The sequence below is a fragment of the Alteromonas sp. G4i35 genome (assembly GCF_054960375.1).
The window spans coordinates 77,586-92,966 of record NZ_JBHNZD010000004.1; the positions used below are offsets into that span (position 1 = coordinate 77,586).

General features: G+C 45.7%; 14 protein-coding genes. 12 read left to right on the top strand and 2 right to left on the bottom strand.

What is annotated here, in order from left to right; all coding sequences use genetic code 11:
• Positions 1 to 21: 21 nt before the first annotated feature.
• The 10 genes from ACFI6L_RS03275 (at position 22) to ACFI6L_RS03320 (ending at position 10,831) form a co-directional block, all read left to right on the top strand.
• Positions 22 to 786: a ParA family protein gene (locus ACFI6L_RS03275; RefSeq protein ID WP_014997659.1), complete on the top strand. Its 765-nt coding sequence runs from the start codon at positions 22 to 24 to the stop codon at positions 784 to 786.
• A 7-nt stretch (positions 787 to 793) separates the two neighbouring features.
• Positions 794 to 1,600: a chemotaxis protein CheW gene (locus ACFI6L_RS03280; RefSeq protein WP_462573408.1), complete on the top strand. Its 807-nt coding sequence runs from the start codon at positions 794 to 796 to the stop codon at positions 1,598 to 1,600.
• Between the two features lie 17 nt (positions 1,601 to 1,617).
• A complete protein-coding gene (locus ACFI6L_RS03285) occupies positions 1,618 to 2,109 on the top strand; it encodes a chemotaxis protein CheW (RefSeq protein ID WP_014948654.1) in 492 nt (163 codons plus the stop codon).
• Positions 2,110 to 2,168: 59 nt separating this feature from the next.
• The gene (locus tag ACFI6L_RS03290) at positions 2,169 to 2,603 is read left to right on the top strand and encodes a DUF2802 domain-containing protein (RefSeq protein WP_370242809.1); all 435 of its coding nucleotides are present in this window, start codon (positions 2,169 to 2,171) and stop codon (positions 2,601 to 2,603) included.
• Positions 2,604 to 2,713: 110 nt separating this feature from the next.
• On the top strand, positions 2,714 to 3,652 hold the full coding sequence (metA, locus tag ACFI6L_RS03295) for a homoserine O-succinyltransferase MetA (RefSeq protein WP_462573409.1): 939 nt from the start codon (positions 2,714 to 2,716) through the stop codon (positions 3,650 to 3,652).
• Positions 3,653 to 3,655: 3 nt separating this feature from the next.
• The gene (locus ACFI6L_RS03300) at positions 3,656 to 4,723 is read left to right on the top strand and encodes a homocysteine S-methyltransferase family protein (RefSeq protein ID WP_014997663.1); all 1,068 of its coding nucleotides are present in this window, start codon (positions 3,656 to 3,658) and stop codon (positions 4,721 to 4,723) included.
• A 9-nt stretch (positions 4,724 to 4,732) separates the two neighbouring features.
• A complete protein-coding gene (gene metH / locus ACFI6L_RS03305; protein ID WP_462573410.1) occupies positions 4,733 to 7,357 on the top strand; it encodes a methionine synthase in 2,625 nt (874 codons plus the stop codon).
• Positions 7,358 to 7,380: 23 nt separating this feature from the next.
• Positions 7,381 to 7,971 carry a DUF938 domain-containing protein gene (locus ACFI6L_RS03310; protein WP_338853203.1) on the top strand — a complete coding sequence of 197 codons (591 nt, stop codon included), beginning with the start codon at positions 7,381 to 7,383 and terminating at the stop codon, positions 7,969 to 7,971.
• A 79-nt stretch (positions 7,972 to 8,050) separates the two neighbouring features.
• Entirely contained in the window at positions 8,051 to 8,335 is a 285-nt protein-coding gene (gene ppnP, locus ACFI6L_RS03315; RefSeq protein ID WP_014948660.1) for a pyrimidine/purine nucleoside phosphorylase, read from the top strand.
• A gap of 474 nt (positions 8,336 to 8,809) precedes the next feature.
• Positions 8,810 to 10,831 carry a methyl-accepting chemotaxis protein gene (locus ACFI6L_RS03320; protein ID WP_462573411.1) on the top strand — a complete coding sequence of 674 codons (2,022 nt, stop codon included), beginning with the start codon at positions 8,810 to 8,812 and terminating at the stop codon, positions 10,829 to 10,831.
• 135 nt (positions 10,832 to 10,966) lie between these two features.
• On the opposite strand, the gene ACFI6L_RS03325 is transcribed toward ACFI6L_RS03320, so the two are convergent.
• Together ACFI6L_RS03325 and ACFI6L_RS03330 are read right to left on the bottom strand one after the other, a co-directional pair.
• On the bottom strand, positions 10,967 to 11,854 hold the full coding sequence (locus ACFI6L_RS03325; RefSeq protein ID WP_039223024.1) for a LysR family transcriptional regulator: 888 nt from the start codon (positions 11,852 to 11,854) through the stop codon (positions 10,967 to 10,969).
• A 17-nt stretch (positions 11,855 to 11,871) separates the two neighbouring features.
• Positions 11,872 to 12,840 carry a hydrogen peroxide-inducible genes activator gene (locus tag ACFI6L_RS03330; RefSeq protein WP_014948663.1) on the bottom strand — a complete coding sequence of 323 codons (969 nt, stop codon included), beginning with the start codon at positions 12,838 to 12,840 and terminating at the stop codon, positions 11,872 to 11,874.
• Between the two features lie 158 nt (positions 12,841 to 12,998).
• Here ACFI6L_RS03330 and ACFI6L_RS03335 point away from each other — a divergent pair, with 158 nt between their 5' ends.
• The gene (locus ACFI6L_RS03335) at positions 12,999 to 13,652 is read left to right on the top strand and encodes a carbonic anhydrase (RefSeq protein WP_014948664.1); all 654 of its coding nucleotides are present in this window, start codon (positions 12,999 to 13,001) and stop codon (positions 13,650 to 13,652) included.
• Positions 13,653 to 13,663: 11 nt separating this feature from the next.
• Positions 13,664 to 15,301: a SulP family inorganic anion transporter gene (locus ACFI6L_RS03340; protein ID WP_014948665.1), complete on the top strand. Its 1,638-nt coding sequence runs from the start codon at positions 13,664 to 13,666 to the stop codon at positions 15,299 to 15,301.
• Positions 15,302 to 15,381 lie beyond the last annotated feature (80 nt).

Sequence of the window (15,381 nt, forward strand, 5' to 3'; positions counted from 1 at the left end):
AACCGTAATGGAACAGCAAATATGAAAGTGTGGACAGTAGCAAATCAAAAGGGTGGCGTAGGGAAGACAACCACTACGGTGAGCCTTGGTGGCTTGCTTGCACAGCAGGGCAAGCGAGTACTAATGATTGATACTGATCCGCATGCGTCGTTGAGCTATTACTTTGGCATTGACGCAGAAGCGTCAAGTCATTCTGTTTACGATATTTTTATTAAGTCTAATGACATATCTGCCGATAATGTAATGGACTGTTTGTGTCCAACAAAGTTGGATAACTTGTACGTGTTACCCGCAACAATGGCACTAGCAACCTTAGACAGAACAATGGGTAGCGAGCAGGGCATGGGGCTGGTTTTAAAGAAGGCCTTAGCTAAAATAGCAGATGAATTTGATGTGGCTATTATTGATTGTCCTCCAGTGTTAGGGGTATTGATGGTTAATGCACTAGCTGCGTGCGATAAAGTTATTGTGCCTACACAAACAGAATACCTTGCGTTAAAAGGGTTAGACAGAATGATTCGTACCATGGAAATTATGGGACGTTCGTTAGATAAATCCTTTGATACTGTAATTATTCCAACTATGTTCGACAAGCGCACAAATGCGGCGCTAGCATCGCGAAAACGTTTGATGGATGACTATGGTGAACGAGTATGGGAAGGGGTCATTCCCGTTGATACGCATTTTAGGGATGCAAGCTTGGTGCAGCTTCCTATATCAGCGGCATACCCAAAAACACGTGGTGTGTCTGCGTATGAGAAACTTTTAGCGGTATTGGAGAAATAACAATAACATGAGCAAGCAATCGCCTTTTGCCCGTGAAGAAGTGATGGAGGCCTACCTAGATAGCCTTCTCAAAGAGCCAGAAGCACCGGAAGATGTGACTGCGCGCACGGCAAAATTGCTTGAGCAGGCCTCTCAGCAGATGGCTGAGTCAGCACTTGCCTCTACCGCAAACGCCAATGAATCGTTGAAAAACGAACAAGAAGCGTTAGCGGAAAAAGTTACATCGTTAATTGAAACGCAAAAAGCAGAGACCATTGAGAGTGAGAAACACGAGGCTCACACCGAAACTTTAGTAGAAAGTCAGCAAGAAACAGCGTTAAGTCGCTCTGAAAAAACAAAAATTCCACTAAAGGATACTCTCGGTTTTCGCTTTCAAGCGCTATTCTTTGAGGTTGCAGGGTTGACCCTTGCGGTGCCGTTGACATCGCTAGGTGGGATCCACCAAATTGAGAAAATAGGTCCTTTATTTGGGAAACCTGATTGGTTTATGGGTGTAATGTTGCACAGAGAGTCTAAACTAAGTGTTGTTGACTCTGCAAAATGGGTAATGCCAGAAAAATATGACGAAAACCTCGCACAATCGCTTAACTACCGATATCTTATAATGTTAGGAGAAAGTACGTGGGGATTGGCGAGCGAAAAGCTTGTTAATACGGTCAATTTGACTACCGATGATGTTAAATGGCGCGAGTCCACAGGTAAGCGTCCCTGGTTAGCGGGGATGGTTAAAGAAAAAATGTGCGCGTTAATTGACGTTGAAGAATTAATATCTATGCTTAACAAAGGCTTAGGCAGTAACGACCAGACGCCATAGTATTGGGAGCCAGGTTCATGAGCGACGAAAGAATAAATAACAACGCCACCGACAGCAACGACGAAGTCCTTCAATGGGTAACGTACCGCTTAGGTGAAGAAACTTACGGTATTAACGTAATGCAAGTGCAAGAAGTATTGCGTTATACCGAAATAGCCCCTGTACCCGGTGCGCCCGATTACGTGCTTGGTATTATTAACCTGCGTGGTAATGTGGTAACTGTCATTGATACCCGTGCTCGATTTGGTTTACCTCCTACAGAAATTACGGACAATACACGTATCGTCATTATTGAATCTGACGAACAAGTTGTCGGTATTCTTGTGGACAGTGTTGCAGAAGTGGTTTACTTGAAATCTTCAGAGATTGATAGTGCGCCTAATGTAGGTACTGAAGAAAGCGCCAAGTTTATTCAAGGGGTGAGCAACCGTGACGGTGAACTACTTATTCTTGTTGACCTGAATAAATTGCTAAGCGACGAAGAGTGGGATGAGCTTAGCAACATCTAAATAAATGAATAGGCAGTGTCACTATCGATGCTGCCCACATTTCCCCAAGGGTTACGTCCATGGATTGGCAGCTTGCTGCACCTACCTTATTAGAACTCATACTGTGTGTTGTTGTAGTTTTGCTTACCGTTGCCGTAGGCGTACTACATTCACATATCAATCAGTTGCGCAAAGCGTTAAGCGAAAGCGAAAATAGCCACGCTGAAGCTATTGCACGTGCCGAAGCAATAGCCAAGAACGCAAACAATCAACAATCTGAAGCGCAAGCACGAAGTTTGGTCATTACTCGTCATCTTCAAGAATTAGATGAAAAGCAAACTGAAATAGAAAACCAACTTCGCGAACTGAAGCTACAAGACCCATCTCTACGCCTATATCAGCGTGCTGCTGACCTTGTTAAACAAGGCGCCAGCATTGATGAAATTATCGAAGCGTGTGACATTCCTCGCGCCGAAGCGGAAATGCTAGTGATGGTACACAAGCAAAATACTTAATATGTCGTACATCATATAAAAAAACGTTTAGACGTCTAGACGTAAAGATGTTGACATATTCCCAGTTATAGACACAATACAGATATTGTAATTTATCACTGGAGCCCTCTATGCCAATTCGTATTCCTGAGCAGTTACCCGCACAGAATGTACTACTAGGTGAAAATATTTTTACCATGGACATGGACAGGGCCGCCAATCAGGATATTCGTCCCCTTGAAGTTGGTATCCTTAACTTGATGCCAAATAAAATAGAGACGGAAGTGCAATTACTTCGTCTACTGTCGAATACCCCACTACAAATCAATGTGGACCTGATCCGTATTGACAATCAAGCGCCTAAAAATACCCCGCAGTCACACATGGATGCCTTTTATCACGATTTCTCAGCGGTAGCGGATAAGAAATACGATGGCCTTATCGTTACCGGCGCGCCCCTTGCGCTTATTGATTATGAAGAAGTGAAGTACTGGGACACCATGACCACCATATTGGAATGGGCGCAGCGTCATGTAAACTCGACCCTTTACTTATGCTGGGCTGCTCACGCCGCTATGTATCATTTTTACGGCATCACACGTGAACTAAGAGATGAAAAATTCTCAGGCGTGTTTAAACACAAAGTAAACGACCCGCACAATGAGTTACTACGAGGTTTTGATCCGACATTTTACGCAACTCACTCTCGATATGGCCATATTAAAACGTCGAACTACAACAGTGTTGAGGGATTGAGTGTTGTAGCTGAATCTGACGAAGTGGGTGCCTATATTGTTGCATCAGATGATAAGCGCATGGTGTTTGTAACGGGTCATCCAGAATACGATCCAGATACGCTAAAAGACGAATATCTGCGTGATCTTGCTGCGGGTCAAACTCCAGCAATTCCAAAAAACTATTTTGAAGGTGATGATCCAGCCCAGTCTCCTATTGTACAGTGGCGCTCACACGGCAGCCTATTGTTTACAAACTGGCTGAATTATTATGTCTATCAGACCACGCCTTACGATTTAAGTCAGCTAGCTGAAAAGTCACAGCCAAAGAGGTAGCACGTGAGCCAAAGACCAAATTCAAGCGCGCAGGCAACGCTAACAGAAGCCGCGAAAAAACGCATTCTTATATTAGACGGCGCAATGGGCACAATGATCCAGCGTCATAAGTTAGAAGAAGAAGATTATCGCGGAGAGCAGTTTGCCGACTGGCACTGTGACGTTAAGGGTAACAATGATTTGTTGGTCCTTACTCAGCCCGACATTATTTATCAAATTCACTGCGATTATTTTGAAGCTGGCGCGGACATTATCGAAACGAATACGTTTAATGCCACGACTATCGCTATGGCCGATTATGATATGCAGGCCCAATCTCGCGATATCAATTTAGCTGCCGCCAAATTAGCGCGAAAAGCGGCTGATGAGTTCACAGCCAAAACGCCAGATAAACCCCGCTTCGTAGCGGGCGTACTCGGCCCAACAAACCGCACTGCGTCTATTTCGCCAGACGTTAATGACCCGGGTAAGCGCAATGTCACGTTTGACGAATTAGTGGAAGCTTATAGTGAGTCTACCGAGGCATTAATTGAAGGTGGGGTAGATTTAATTATGCTAGAAACCATCTTCGACACATTAAACGCAAAAGCAGCAGCTTACGCGGTCGAGTCGGTATTTGAAAAGCTGGGTACATCGCTACCTGTTATGGTGTCTGGCACGATTACTGATGCTTCAGGACGAACTCTATCGGGGCAAACTGCTGAAGCGTTCTACTACTCAATGAGACACATCAACCCGTTTTCTTTTGGTTTGAATTGCGCTCTTGGTCCTGACCTGTTGCGCCAATACGTAGATGAAGTGGCGGCGGTCAGCGAGTGCTTAATATCAGCGCACCCTAATGCTGGTTTACCCAATGAATTTGGTGAGTACGATATGGAAGGCCCAGAGATGGCCGAGCACATCAAAGAATGGGCGCAATCAGGTCTAGTGAATATTGTAGGCGGCTGTTGTGGTAGCACGCCTAAGCATATCCGAGATATTGCTAACGCGGTCGAAGGCATTGCGCCAAGAGAAGTGCCACAATTTGAACCCAAAATGCGTTTGTCAGGCCTAGAGCCGTTTGTACACTAGGAGGGCATTATGAGCGCAGAATTTTCCACATTTATCAATATTGGTGAGCGTACCAACGTTACAGGCTCTGCTCGCTTTAAACGCCTTATTCTTGATGGTGATTACGAAGCCGCGTTAGATGTTGCAAGACAGCAAGTAGAGAACGGCGCGCAGATCATCGACATTAATATGGACGAGGCCATGCTTGACTCTAAGCAGGCCATGATCACATTTTTGAACCTGATCGCCTCCGAGCCTGATATTAGTCGAGTTCCTATTATGATTGACTCGTCTAAATGGGATGTTATCGAAGCTGGGCTTAAGTGCGTTCAGGGCAAAGCGATTGTTAACTCAATCAGCTTAAAAGAAGGGGAAGAGCTCTTCTTAAACCAAGCAAAACAAATAAAGCGCTATGGTGCTGCAACCGTGGTGATGGCATTTGATGAAACCGGTCAGGCTGACACGCAGGCTCGCAAGGTAGAGATCTGTCAACGCAGTTATAAGCTGCTTACTGAAGAAGTAGGCTTTCCACCCGAAGATATTATTTTCGACCCCAATATTTTTGCAGTAGCAACAGGTATTGAAGAGCACGATAACTACGCGGTTGATTTTATTGAAGCTACCCGTGAAATACGTAAAACCTGTCCGTATTCACATATTTCCGGTGGCCTTTCTAATATATCTTTCTCGTTCAGAGGGAATAATCCAGTACGCGAGGCTATGCACTCGGTATTTTTATACCACGCTATTCGAGCGGGCATGGATATGGCTATAGTGAACGCTGGTCAGCTAGAGGTTTATGACGAAATACCCGCTGAACTTCGCGATGCAGTTGAAGATGTTATCTTAAACCGCAGAAGTGACGCTACAGAACGCTTGCTAGACATCGCCCCAAACTATCAAGGCGACGGCAAAGCTGCAGCGAAAGAAGATTTAACCTGGCGCGAGCAGGACGTTAATAAGCGCTTGGAGCATGCCCTTGTGAAGGGGATCACCGACTACATCATTGAAGACACTGAAGTAGCGCGCCAGCAGGCTGAACGCCCACTACACGTTATTGAAGGGCCGTTGATGGACGGCATGAATGTAGTGGGTGACTTATTCGGTGAAGGCAAAATGTTCCTTCCTCAAGTGGTAAAGTCAGCCCGCGTTATGAAAAAAGCGGTTGCTCACTTACAGCCTTTCATTGAAGAAGAAAAATCAGACGATGCGAAAAGCAACGGCAAAATTCTTCTGGCCACGGTAAAAGGCGATGTTCACGATATCGGTAAAAACATTGTGGGCGTGGTGCTTCAGTGTAATAACTTTGAAGTGATTGATTTAGGCGTGATGGTACCAGCAGCCACCATTTTACAAACGGCTAAAGACGAAAACGTAGATATGATTGGCTTGTCGGGCCTTATTACTCCATCACTTGATGAAATGGTACACGTTGCCAAAGAAATGGAGCGTCAGGGCTTTGACATTCCGCTACTTATTGGCGGTGCGACTACCTCCAAAGCGCATACGGCAGTAAAAATTGAACAAAACTATCATGCACCTGTAGCCTATGTTCCAAATGCCAGTAGGGCTGTAGGTGTATGTCAGCGCCTTCTAAACAAAGCGTCTCGCGATATTTACGCACAAGAGCTCGCGAAAGAATACGATACGGTACGCGAACAGCACGCCCGTAAAAAGCCGCGCAGTAAACCAGTGACGTTGGCAGAGGCCAGAGGAAACGCCTTCAAGCCAGATTTTGCGGTTATGCCGGTAAAACCTGCTAACTTAGGTGTGACACCAGTTACCGCTGATTTGGCTACACTGCGCAACTACATTGATTGGACCCCGTTTTTCTTAACTTGGTCTTTGGCTGGAAAGTACCCCCGTATACTTGAAGATGAAGTGGTAGGAGAGCAAGCTCAGTCTTTATTCAATGATGCCAACGCCATGCTGGATAAAATTATCGAAGAAAACAGTCTTCAGGCAAAAGGCGTCATCGGGTTATTTCCAGCTAACCGCGTTAATGACGACGTGGAAATTTATACCGATGAGTCGAGAAGCCAAGTGCAAGGCATCGCTCACCATTTGCGCCAGCAAACCCTTAAAGATAAATTCGCTAACTATTGTTTAGCAGACTTCGTAGCTGAAAAGTCGAGCGGCATTAATGATTATATAGGCGCTTTTGCCGTTACTGGCGGTATAGGCGAGGACGAGCTGGCTGATAGCTATATTCAAGCGGGTGATGACTACAATGGTATCATGGTGAAGGCGGTAGCAGACAGGCTTGCCGAAGCTTTCGCTGAATACCTTCATGAGCAAGTGCGTAAGCACTACTGGGGCTATGCTTCTGATGAGTCGCTAAGCAATGACGAGCTTATTCGAGAAAAATATCAGGGTATTCGACCTGCACCAGGCTACGCTGCTTGTCCAGAACATACTGAAAAGCAGCTTATCTGGGATTTGTTGTCAGCAGAGCAGCATACGGGCATGAAACTCACGGAAAGTTATGCCATGTGGCCTGGGGCCTCGGTATCGGGGTGGTATTTCGCTCACCCTGATGCTAAATACTTTGCGGTTGCTAAAATCCAATCCGACCAAGTAGAGGATTACGCCAAGCGTAAAGGCTGGACTATAGAAGAGGCAGAAAAGTGGCTCGGCCCCAACTTGCGCGATTAATGCTGATAAAGGCGGTGAGTAGCATGGAAACCGAAAAGCCTTTTAGTCAGGCCTGTGAAAACAACAAGCGCGTCATTCTGAGCGTGCTTGAACGGGCATTTGCTAATTGTCATCAAGTGTTAGAAATTGGTAGTGGCACAGGTCAGCATGCCGTGTTCTTGGCTGAGTATTTACCTCATCTTATTTGGCACACAAGTGATCAACCACACTATCACGAAGGTATTGCCGCGTGGCTGAGTGATTCAAATACGCGGAATGTGAAACCTCCCATAGCATTTACCGTTGGGCAAGATGACTTTCCCAACCTCGACATAGACGGCATTTTTACGGCAAACACCGCGCATATCATGCAAAAAGAAGAGGCGAAGCTGCTCATGGAATCAGTAGCGTTGCACTTACCCAAAGGGGGCGTATTCTGTCAGTATGGCCCTTTTACACATAGTGGTAAGTTTACTTCTGAAAGTAACCAAGCCTTCCATACTTCGCTTTTAGCGCGTGGTTATGGTGGCTACCGCGATATCAATGAGCTTACTGCTTGGGCAGGCGAGTTAAGCTTGCAAGACATAATCGACATGCCCGCCAATAACCATATGCTTATTTGGCAAAAACGCTAAAGAAGTATCAAGGCTGCAGCACTTTGCTTTAAAAACAGTTAAAGCAAAGAAAGTCAGCACTCACATTAAAGGAGTAACTATGAGCTTTAAAGTAAACCATTATTTCGACAATAAAGTGAGCTCGATTGGGTTTGAATCTGCAAACGGCCCCTGCACCTCGGGCGTGATGTCGCCGGGTGAATATACATTTTCTACATCACAAAAAGAGCTAATGAAAGTGGTTGAAGGTGAGCTAGTTGTGAAGCTTCCGGGAAGTGACGAATGGCAATCTTTTGCTACAGGCACCAGCTTTAATGTACCCGCCGATGCTTCTTTTGACGTAAAAGTGTCTACGCCTACCGCTTATCTTTGCTTTTACAGCTAATTCTTAAAAGCGTTTAATTCACTCTGTATTTAAACTTTCGTAGAATTGACTTTCAGAGGTTGTAAAATTTCTCTGTATATCTCAAAGTATTAGAAGTGCAAGCGAGCTCGGCTCACTTGCGCTTTTATACTAATAAAACTAAACCTGAAATGTGTGCGAATTATCAGGGCCTGTTGACCTTTGATCTAAATGGAAGCCTTTTAATCGCGAAACAGTCCTGCAAGCCTAGTGGGCTAAGTTAAAGGGCTGTGACAAAGAGTAAAAGGCTTCCATAACGACCCCTTCGGGCAGCGCCTTTGTGCCATCTATACTGCGTTGAGTGTTTTCGACTTAGAACCACTAAACCGTCAAACATCCGCCTTGTCTAGATGGCACAAAGACCGCTGAAAAAATGTACAATAAAGGTCAACAGGCCCTAGTGCTGGAATACACTTTTCACACGTTGTGGCGTTTAGTAAACAATGAGAAGTACAAATGAAATCCATATCACTCCAAAAAAAGTTCATGCTTATCGTTGGCGGTAGCATAGCTTTGATGTTACTCATTACGGCGTTTTTCTTAGTCAATACCGTTGCAGATAACACCCGCAGTCGCGTAGAAAAAGAGCTTAAATCCTTAGTTGCACGTGAGGCTAATGACGTTGAAGGCTTCTTCGCAACCTATGGCGGCGTTGCTAGAGCGTTCCTAAGTAGTCCTTTTCTACAAGATTTTTTTACGCGCCATAACACGCGAGGAGCGCCCGAAAGCCAACTGGCTCAATCCAAAGATATCTATGCCACATTTGAGGGCATCAGCAGTCAAGATCCCATTATTAAATCGGCGTTCTTTGGTTCAGCAAAGACGGGTGAATACTTCTATGAAGAGGGCCGAGTCGGCGTCGACACTTCGGGTCCTGATGCTGGCAATCCTAACGCGGGTTACTTTGCAACTAAACGTCCGTGGTTTACTACTGCCGTAGAAAAAGGAAAGCTATATGTAACGCCTCCTGCTGTCGATTCCCAAGATGGAAGCGTATCTGCAGTAGTACAAACCCCGATATACAAGAATGGAGCGTTACTAGGCGTTGGCGGTGTCGATATTCTTATTAGCACGGTGGGTAAGGTCATAGATGCCATTCGTTATGAAGAACAAGGCACGGCTTTTTTACTCGATGAGAACCAAAACATTGTTTACTTTCCAAAACAGAGCAAAGCGTTGCCACTAAGCTCCTCTATTCGCAACTTTGACAGCGTGTTTGATAGCACTGAAGGATTTGGCAAGTTGGCAAGTAATATAGCGGCTAATGAATCTGGTATTGTGCACGTAACCTGGAAGGGGGAAGACTATGTTGCGGTTTTTGAGCACGCTCAGTTAACTAACCCACAAATGAATTGGTCGCTGGGCATTCTTATCCCTGCAAGCATCATTGATAGCCCTATAAATAATGCAATTACTACGGCAATTATCGTCGCCTTTGTGATTATTGGATTAATAGCGCTTATTACTTATTTTGCGAGTGCTAAAGTCACTCAGCCTTTGGTCGAAATGCGCAACGCAATGGCGGAAATAGCGCATGGCGACGGCGACTTAACTAAGCGTCTGGAAGTTAAGAGTAATGACGAAATCGGTGCGCTTGCTATAGAGTTTAATACCTTTACCGATAAACTAAGATCATTGCTAAAAGATACTGCCGCTAACACTAAGGCTGTTTCTGATGCAGCGGATCACCTTCGAGATGTGAGTCGCGCGACTAGCAAGGAAATTAACCAAGAGCGTAGTCAGGTGGACAACGTGTCTACGGCAGTGACCCAGATGGCTGCTACCGTCGTTGAAATTTCAAAAAATGCGGCACAGTCCAGTGACGCTGCGACTAAAGCAGATGAATTGGTACAAGCCGGCAGTGAGCAAGTGCAAGATGCCATGAGGGAAATTCGCGCGCTGGCTGACGCCATCAGTCAGGGGGTTGAAGTTGTGGGCGGATTGAGCAAAGAGTCAGATAGCATCGGTGCTGTAGTCGATGTAATTAACAGCATTGCTGAACAAACTAATTTACTGGCATTAAACGCAGCCATTGAAGCGGCGAGAGCCGGTGAACAGGGGCGCGGGTTTGCCGTTGTTGCAGATGAAGTTCGCTCATTAGCAAGTCGTACACAAGAATCGACGACTGATATACGAAAAATGGTAGAGCGATTGCAGGCGATGTCTGAGCAGACCAACAGTGTTATGCAGGAAGGACAAACCCGTTCTCAATCTGGTGTCGATAAAACAGAGAAAGTGGTCGAAACGCTTAAAGACATTACCCAGTCTATAGGTTTGGTTCACGAGCAAAGTACTCACATAGCACTTGCTACCGAGCAGCAAACGGAGGTGGCGCAAGATATTAATAAGTCGCTCGTAGCTATCACTGGTTTAAGTGATAAAACTAGTCAGCATGCAGAAGAGTTAGCTGTGGAGGCGACGCAGTTAAGTGCCGTCTCTGGTGACTTAAAAGAATTGGTGGGACAGTTTAAAATTTAGCGCCATTCATATCGTGAAGCGCGCATAATGGGCGACAGTCTTTAATTAGAGCGTTTTCGCTTGCCAACATTGTTGGCAAGCGAATTATTTTATTCCCTAGTTTGACATAAGTTTCTGAAATACTGTTTGGAACACCTATGGCTTGTGCGTTTGCGAGAGGGCAATGAAGTCATCTACAAATCCCAAAACGTCCTGCGCTTTTCTATGACCCAAGTACAGCGTTTTTGATACGCCTTGTTCACCAAGCGACCGACAAGTCAGGAGATCGCTTTCTTTTGATTCATCAATTAACCATTTAGGTAGCGCAGTAACACCACGTCCCGCTGCTACCATTTGTAAGATGATCTCGGTGGTTTCAATCGTTTTATGTTGCCTCACTGTGCAATTGGCAGGAGTAAGAAAATGCGTGAATACGTCCAGTCGACTGAGTTCTACGGGGTAGGTGATAAGCGTCTCATTGCTTAAGTCTTTCGGTGTAACAAATGGTTTCTCTGCCAAAGGGTGGTGCTTATCCATTACCAACACTTGTTCATATTCGAACACTGGCGTGTAGGTAATGGTTTCAAGTGAAAGAGGGTCTGGCGTGAGCAATATATCAATATCGTACCCGTGAAGTGCTTGTAAACCGCCAAAGGAGAACGCGCGGCGTACATCTACATCAACATCTGGAAAGGCTTTCAAAAAAGGCGCCACTACCTTAAGCAACCATTCAAAACACGGGTAGCACTCCATCCCAATACGTAATATGCCCTGTTTACCATCGGCGAATCTGCGTAATTGGGCTTCAGTATGCTCAAACTGGGGTAAAACTCGGTGAGCTAAGCCCAATACACTCTGACCCGCCTGAGTCAGCGTGAGTCTTCTGCCGTCTTTTTTCCAAAGCGGTACGTCAAAATGGGCTTCCAACTTTTTCATTGCGTGGCTTAACGCTGACTGGGTTAGAAAAAGCGATTTTGCCGCTTCTGTCATCGTGCCTTCAGCATCTATCGCTCTTACTATTCGTAAATGTTGTCTATCAATCATAATAAATTACAACCAGTTTAACGTTTTTGAAGAGGGCTTGGGGCAGCACTGACTATAGTCACGGCGTCCGACAGGCGAGTTTCAATTATCTCTTTTATGATAATTGATATTTCTCTAAAGGTCTTTCGTCCAGGCGCAGTGTTTCTCCACGCTAATGAGTGCTGACGTTCAATAGGCATATCGGCAATCTCACACACGTGTAATGCTTCAGGCTTGTGCAACTCAGAATGAATATAAAGCCCGGGTAGGAAGGCTACACCCATGCCCATTACCACCATTTGACGCAAAGTATCTAGGCTGGTGCCCTCATAATCTCGCTGTAAATCTGCCCCAATCTCATCGCAAATGCGCTGCACTTGATGATGAAAGTGATGTCGGTCTTCTAGTGTTAACACTTTCTCGCCGCTTATTTCTTCTGGTTTAACATAGGCTTTTCCTGACAATTTGTGATCAGAAGGCGTGACGAATTTTAAAGGCTCTTTGAAGAGTGGTTGCGTGATCAATTGAGAGTTTTCGCCTGAAAGTGGGGAAAGAATTAGGTCATATTCACCACGCAGTAGACCGTGTTGCAATGCGTTAGGGGCGCCTTCTCGAACATAGAAGCGCAAGCCGGGCTTCCGTTTGTGCAGATCTGGTAGCACAAAGGGAAGTAAATAAGGCCCTAGCGTTGGCGGTATCCCTAACCGGTAGGTTACAACTTCACCCTCGGACAAGTCTCGTGCAATTTCGCTGAACCGTTGAGAGGCCTGCAGCACCTCTTCCGCTGCATCAAGCAAGGCTTTACCTTGGGGAGATAACAGCGTTCCCGTGCGTGATCGTTCAAAAAGCGTTAGCCCTAAAAGGTTTTCTAGCGCACTGATCTGACTGGTCAGAGTAGGCTGACTAATTCCCAGTATTCCCGCTGCTTGCCTGAAGCTTAGGTATTTAGCCACTGCAACAAAATAGCGGATTTGGTTAATTGACGGGGTCTTTCCGTTGAATTGCATGGTGAAAATGGCTCTCTCTTACTATGCTTATGGGTAGTGTTACGTAAGCAGTGATAGTATTTAGCTATCGCGAGTTAGTATATTAAACTATTAATCTATCAGGTGAAACTGGCGTAATTACATAATCATTACAATTATTAAAAAATTGGGAGTTATATATGGATCACGTTATCTCAGGTGTTGCCAAATTCCAGAAAGAAGTTTACCCAAACAAAAAAGCTACGTTTCAAAAACTAGCTACTGGGCAGAACCCTGAAGTGCTTTTCATTACGTGCTCTGATTCACGTATCGACCCGAACTTAGTAACACAAACTGATCCGGGTGAGCTATTTATCTGCCGTAATGCGGGCAACATCGTACCTCCTCACAGCAACCAAACTGGTGGCATGACAGCGTCTATTGAGTTTGCAGTTGCTGCACTGGGCGTTTCTCACATTGTTATTTGTGGCCATACTGACTGTGGTGCAATGAAAGGCGCCATCAACCCTGAAGGCTTAAGTGCGCTTCCGCATGTAAAAGAGTGGCTAGGTCATTGCCGTGTTGCAACTGAAGTTGTTAAAGAGCGCTGTGGCCATTCAGACCTTTCTATTGACGACCTAGAAGCGGTAACGAAAGAGAACGTTGTTCAGCAAATTCAGCACCTTCGCACTCACCCTGCTGTTGCTGCAAAAATTGCAACAGGTCAGGTTAAACTTCACGGATGGGTTTATAACATTGGTTCAGGTGAAGTGCTTTACTACAACACTGAGTCTGGTGAATTTGATGTAATGGACGAGTCTACTGCCGAAGCACAACTTGCTCGCGGTGAATAAGGTCTATAACTATGGTAAAAATTAACCTTTCAAACCTACGAGGCGATTTTACCGGCGGTTTAACAGCCGGTATCGTTGCTTTACCACTGGCGCTTGCACTTGGTGTAGCGTCAGGCTTAGGCCCAATGGCGGGTCTGTACGGTGCTATTGCGGTTGGCTTCTTTGCCGCACTTTTCGGTGGTACACCAGCACAGATTTCTGGTCCAACGGGGCCTATGGTTGTTGTTCTTGCAGGCTTGTTCGCAAGTCTGTCAGGCGACGCCAGCCTTATATTCACAGCTGTGATATTGGCCGGTATATTCCAGATTGTTTTTGGTGTCCTTGGCGTTGGTCAATACATTCGCCTGGTGCCTTACCCGGTAATATCGGGCTTTATGTCGGGCATCGGTGCAATCATCATCATTCTTCAAATCGGCCGCTTGCTGGGCCATGAGCCGCCAGGCGGAACAATCGGCGCATTGACATACTTGCCAACCGCGCTTGCCGATATTGATTTTGCAACCTTAGCGTTAGGCCTTGGTACCTTGGTTATTGCCTACAAATGGCCACCGCAATTAGGCAAGTATGTGCCTGGCGCACTGGCTGCACTTATCATTGGCACGCTTGTAAGTTTAGCGTTGTCTGTGCCAATTCTTGGTGATATCCCGACGGGTTTACCTAGCCTTCACCTTCCAGTATTTGACCAAAGCAAAGCACTGCTTATTCTTGAAGCCGCGTTTATTCTAGCTGTGCTGGGAGCCATCGATAGTCTACTTACATCCCTTGTTGCTGATAACATGACGCGTACCCGTCACGATAGTAACAAAGAGCTAATCGGCCAAGGTATTGGTAATACATTTGCTGGTCTTATCGGCGGTATCGCAGGTGCAGGCGCAACGATGCGTACTGTTGTAAATATCCGTAGCGGTGGTAAGTACAACATTTCAGGTATGGTACACGCGCTAGTTCTTCTAGCAATTGTGTTAGGTCTTAGCCCGCTAGCAGCGCAAATTCCTCACGCTGTTCTTGCTGGTATCTTGGTTAAAGTTGGTTTAGATATCATCGACTGGAGTTACTTGAAGCGCGCTCACAAAGGCCCACGTTGGGACTTCGGCCTAATGATTATGGTGCTTGCGCTAACGGTATTTGTAGATCTGATCACAGCAGTTGGTGTTGGCGTGGTATTCGCAGCATTAGCTTACGTTAAGCAAATCGCACAGCTGCAAATTGAAGAGCTTAAGAAAATCCCTGAGTCGTTAAACGACCCTAAAGAAAATGAGCTATTGGAATCTCTTAAAGACAAAGTATCAATCTTTAGTTTTGGCGGACCACTAAGCTTTGGTGCGGCTGCCGATTTGGGCCACCACGTTCGTGAGCGTGTGAAGCCGGGTTCTAAAGTCACCATTTTAGATTTCTCGCGCGTTCCACTTATGGATGTTTCTGCTGCTATGGCAGTTGATACAGTTACCTCAGATGCACTAGCGGCAGGTCGTCAGCTGGTTATTTGTGGTGCTAATGCAGAAGTCAATAAGGTGCTTGAGGGCGTAAACGAAGCGCACCCAGGTATCCCTAACTTTGACACGCTACACGACGCCTTGCTTTACGCAGAAAAGCAAGTAGCCGGGACTGAAAGCAAAAACACCCGTTTTCAAGCCGCAACGCAGTCGTAAAGTAATATCAAGGTAAGATAAACCTTTCCCTTTTGGCCCTCCTTAGTGAGGGCTTTTTTGTGTCTGTTAGGCAAAGATTT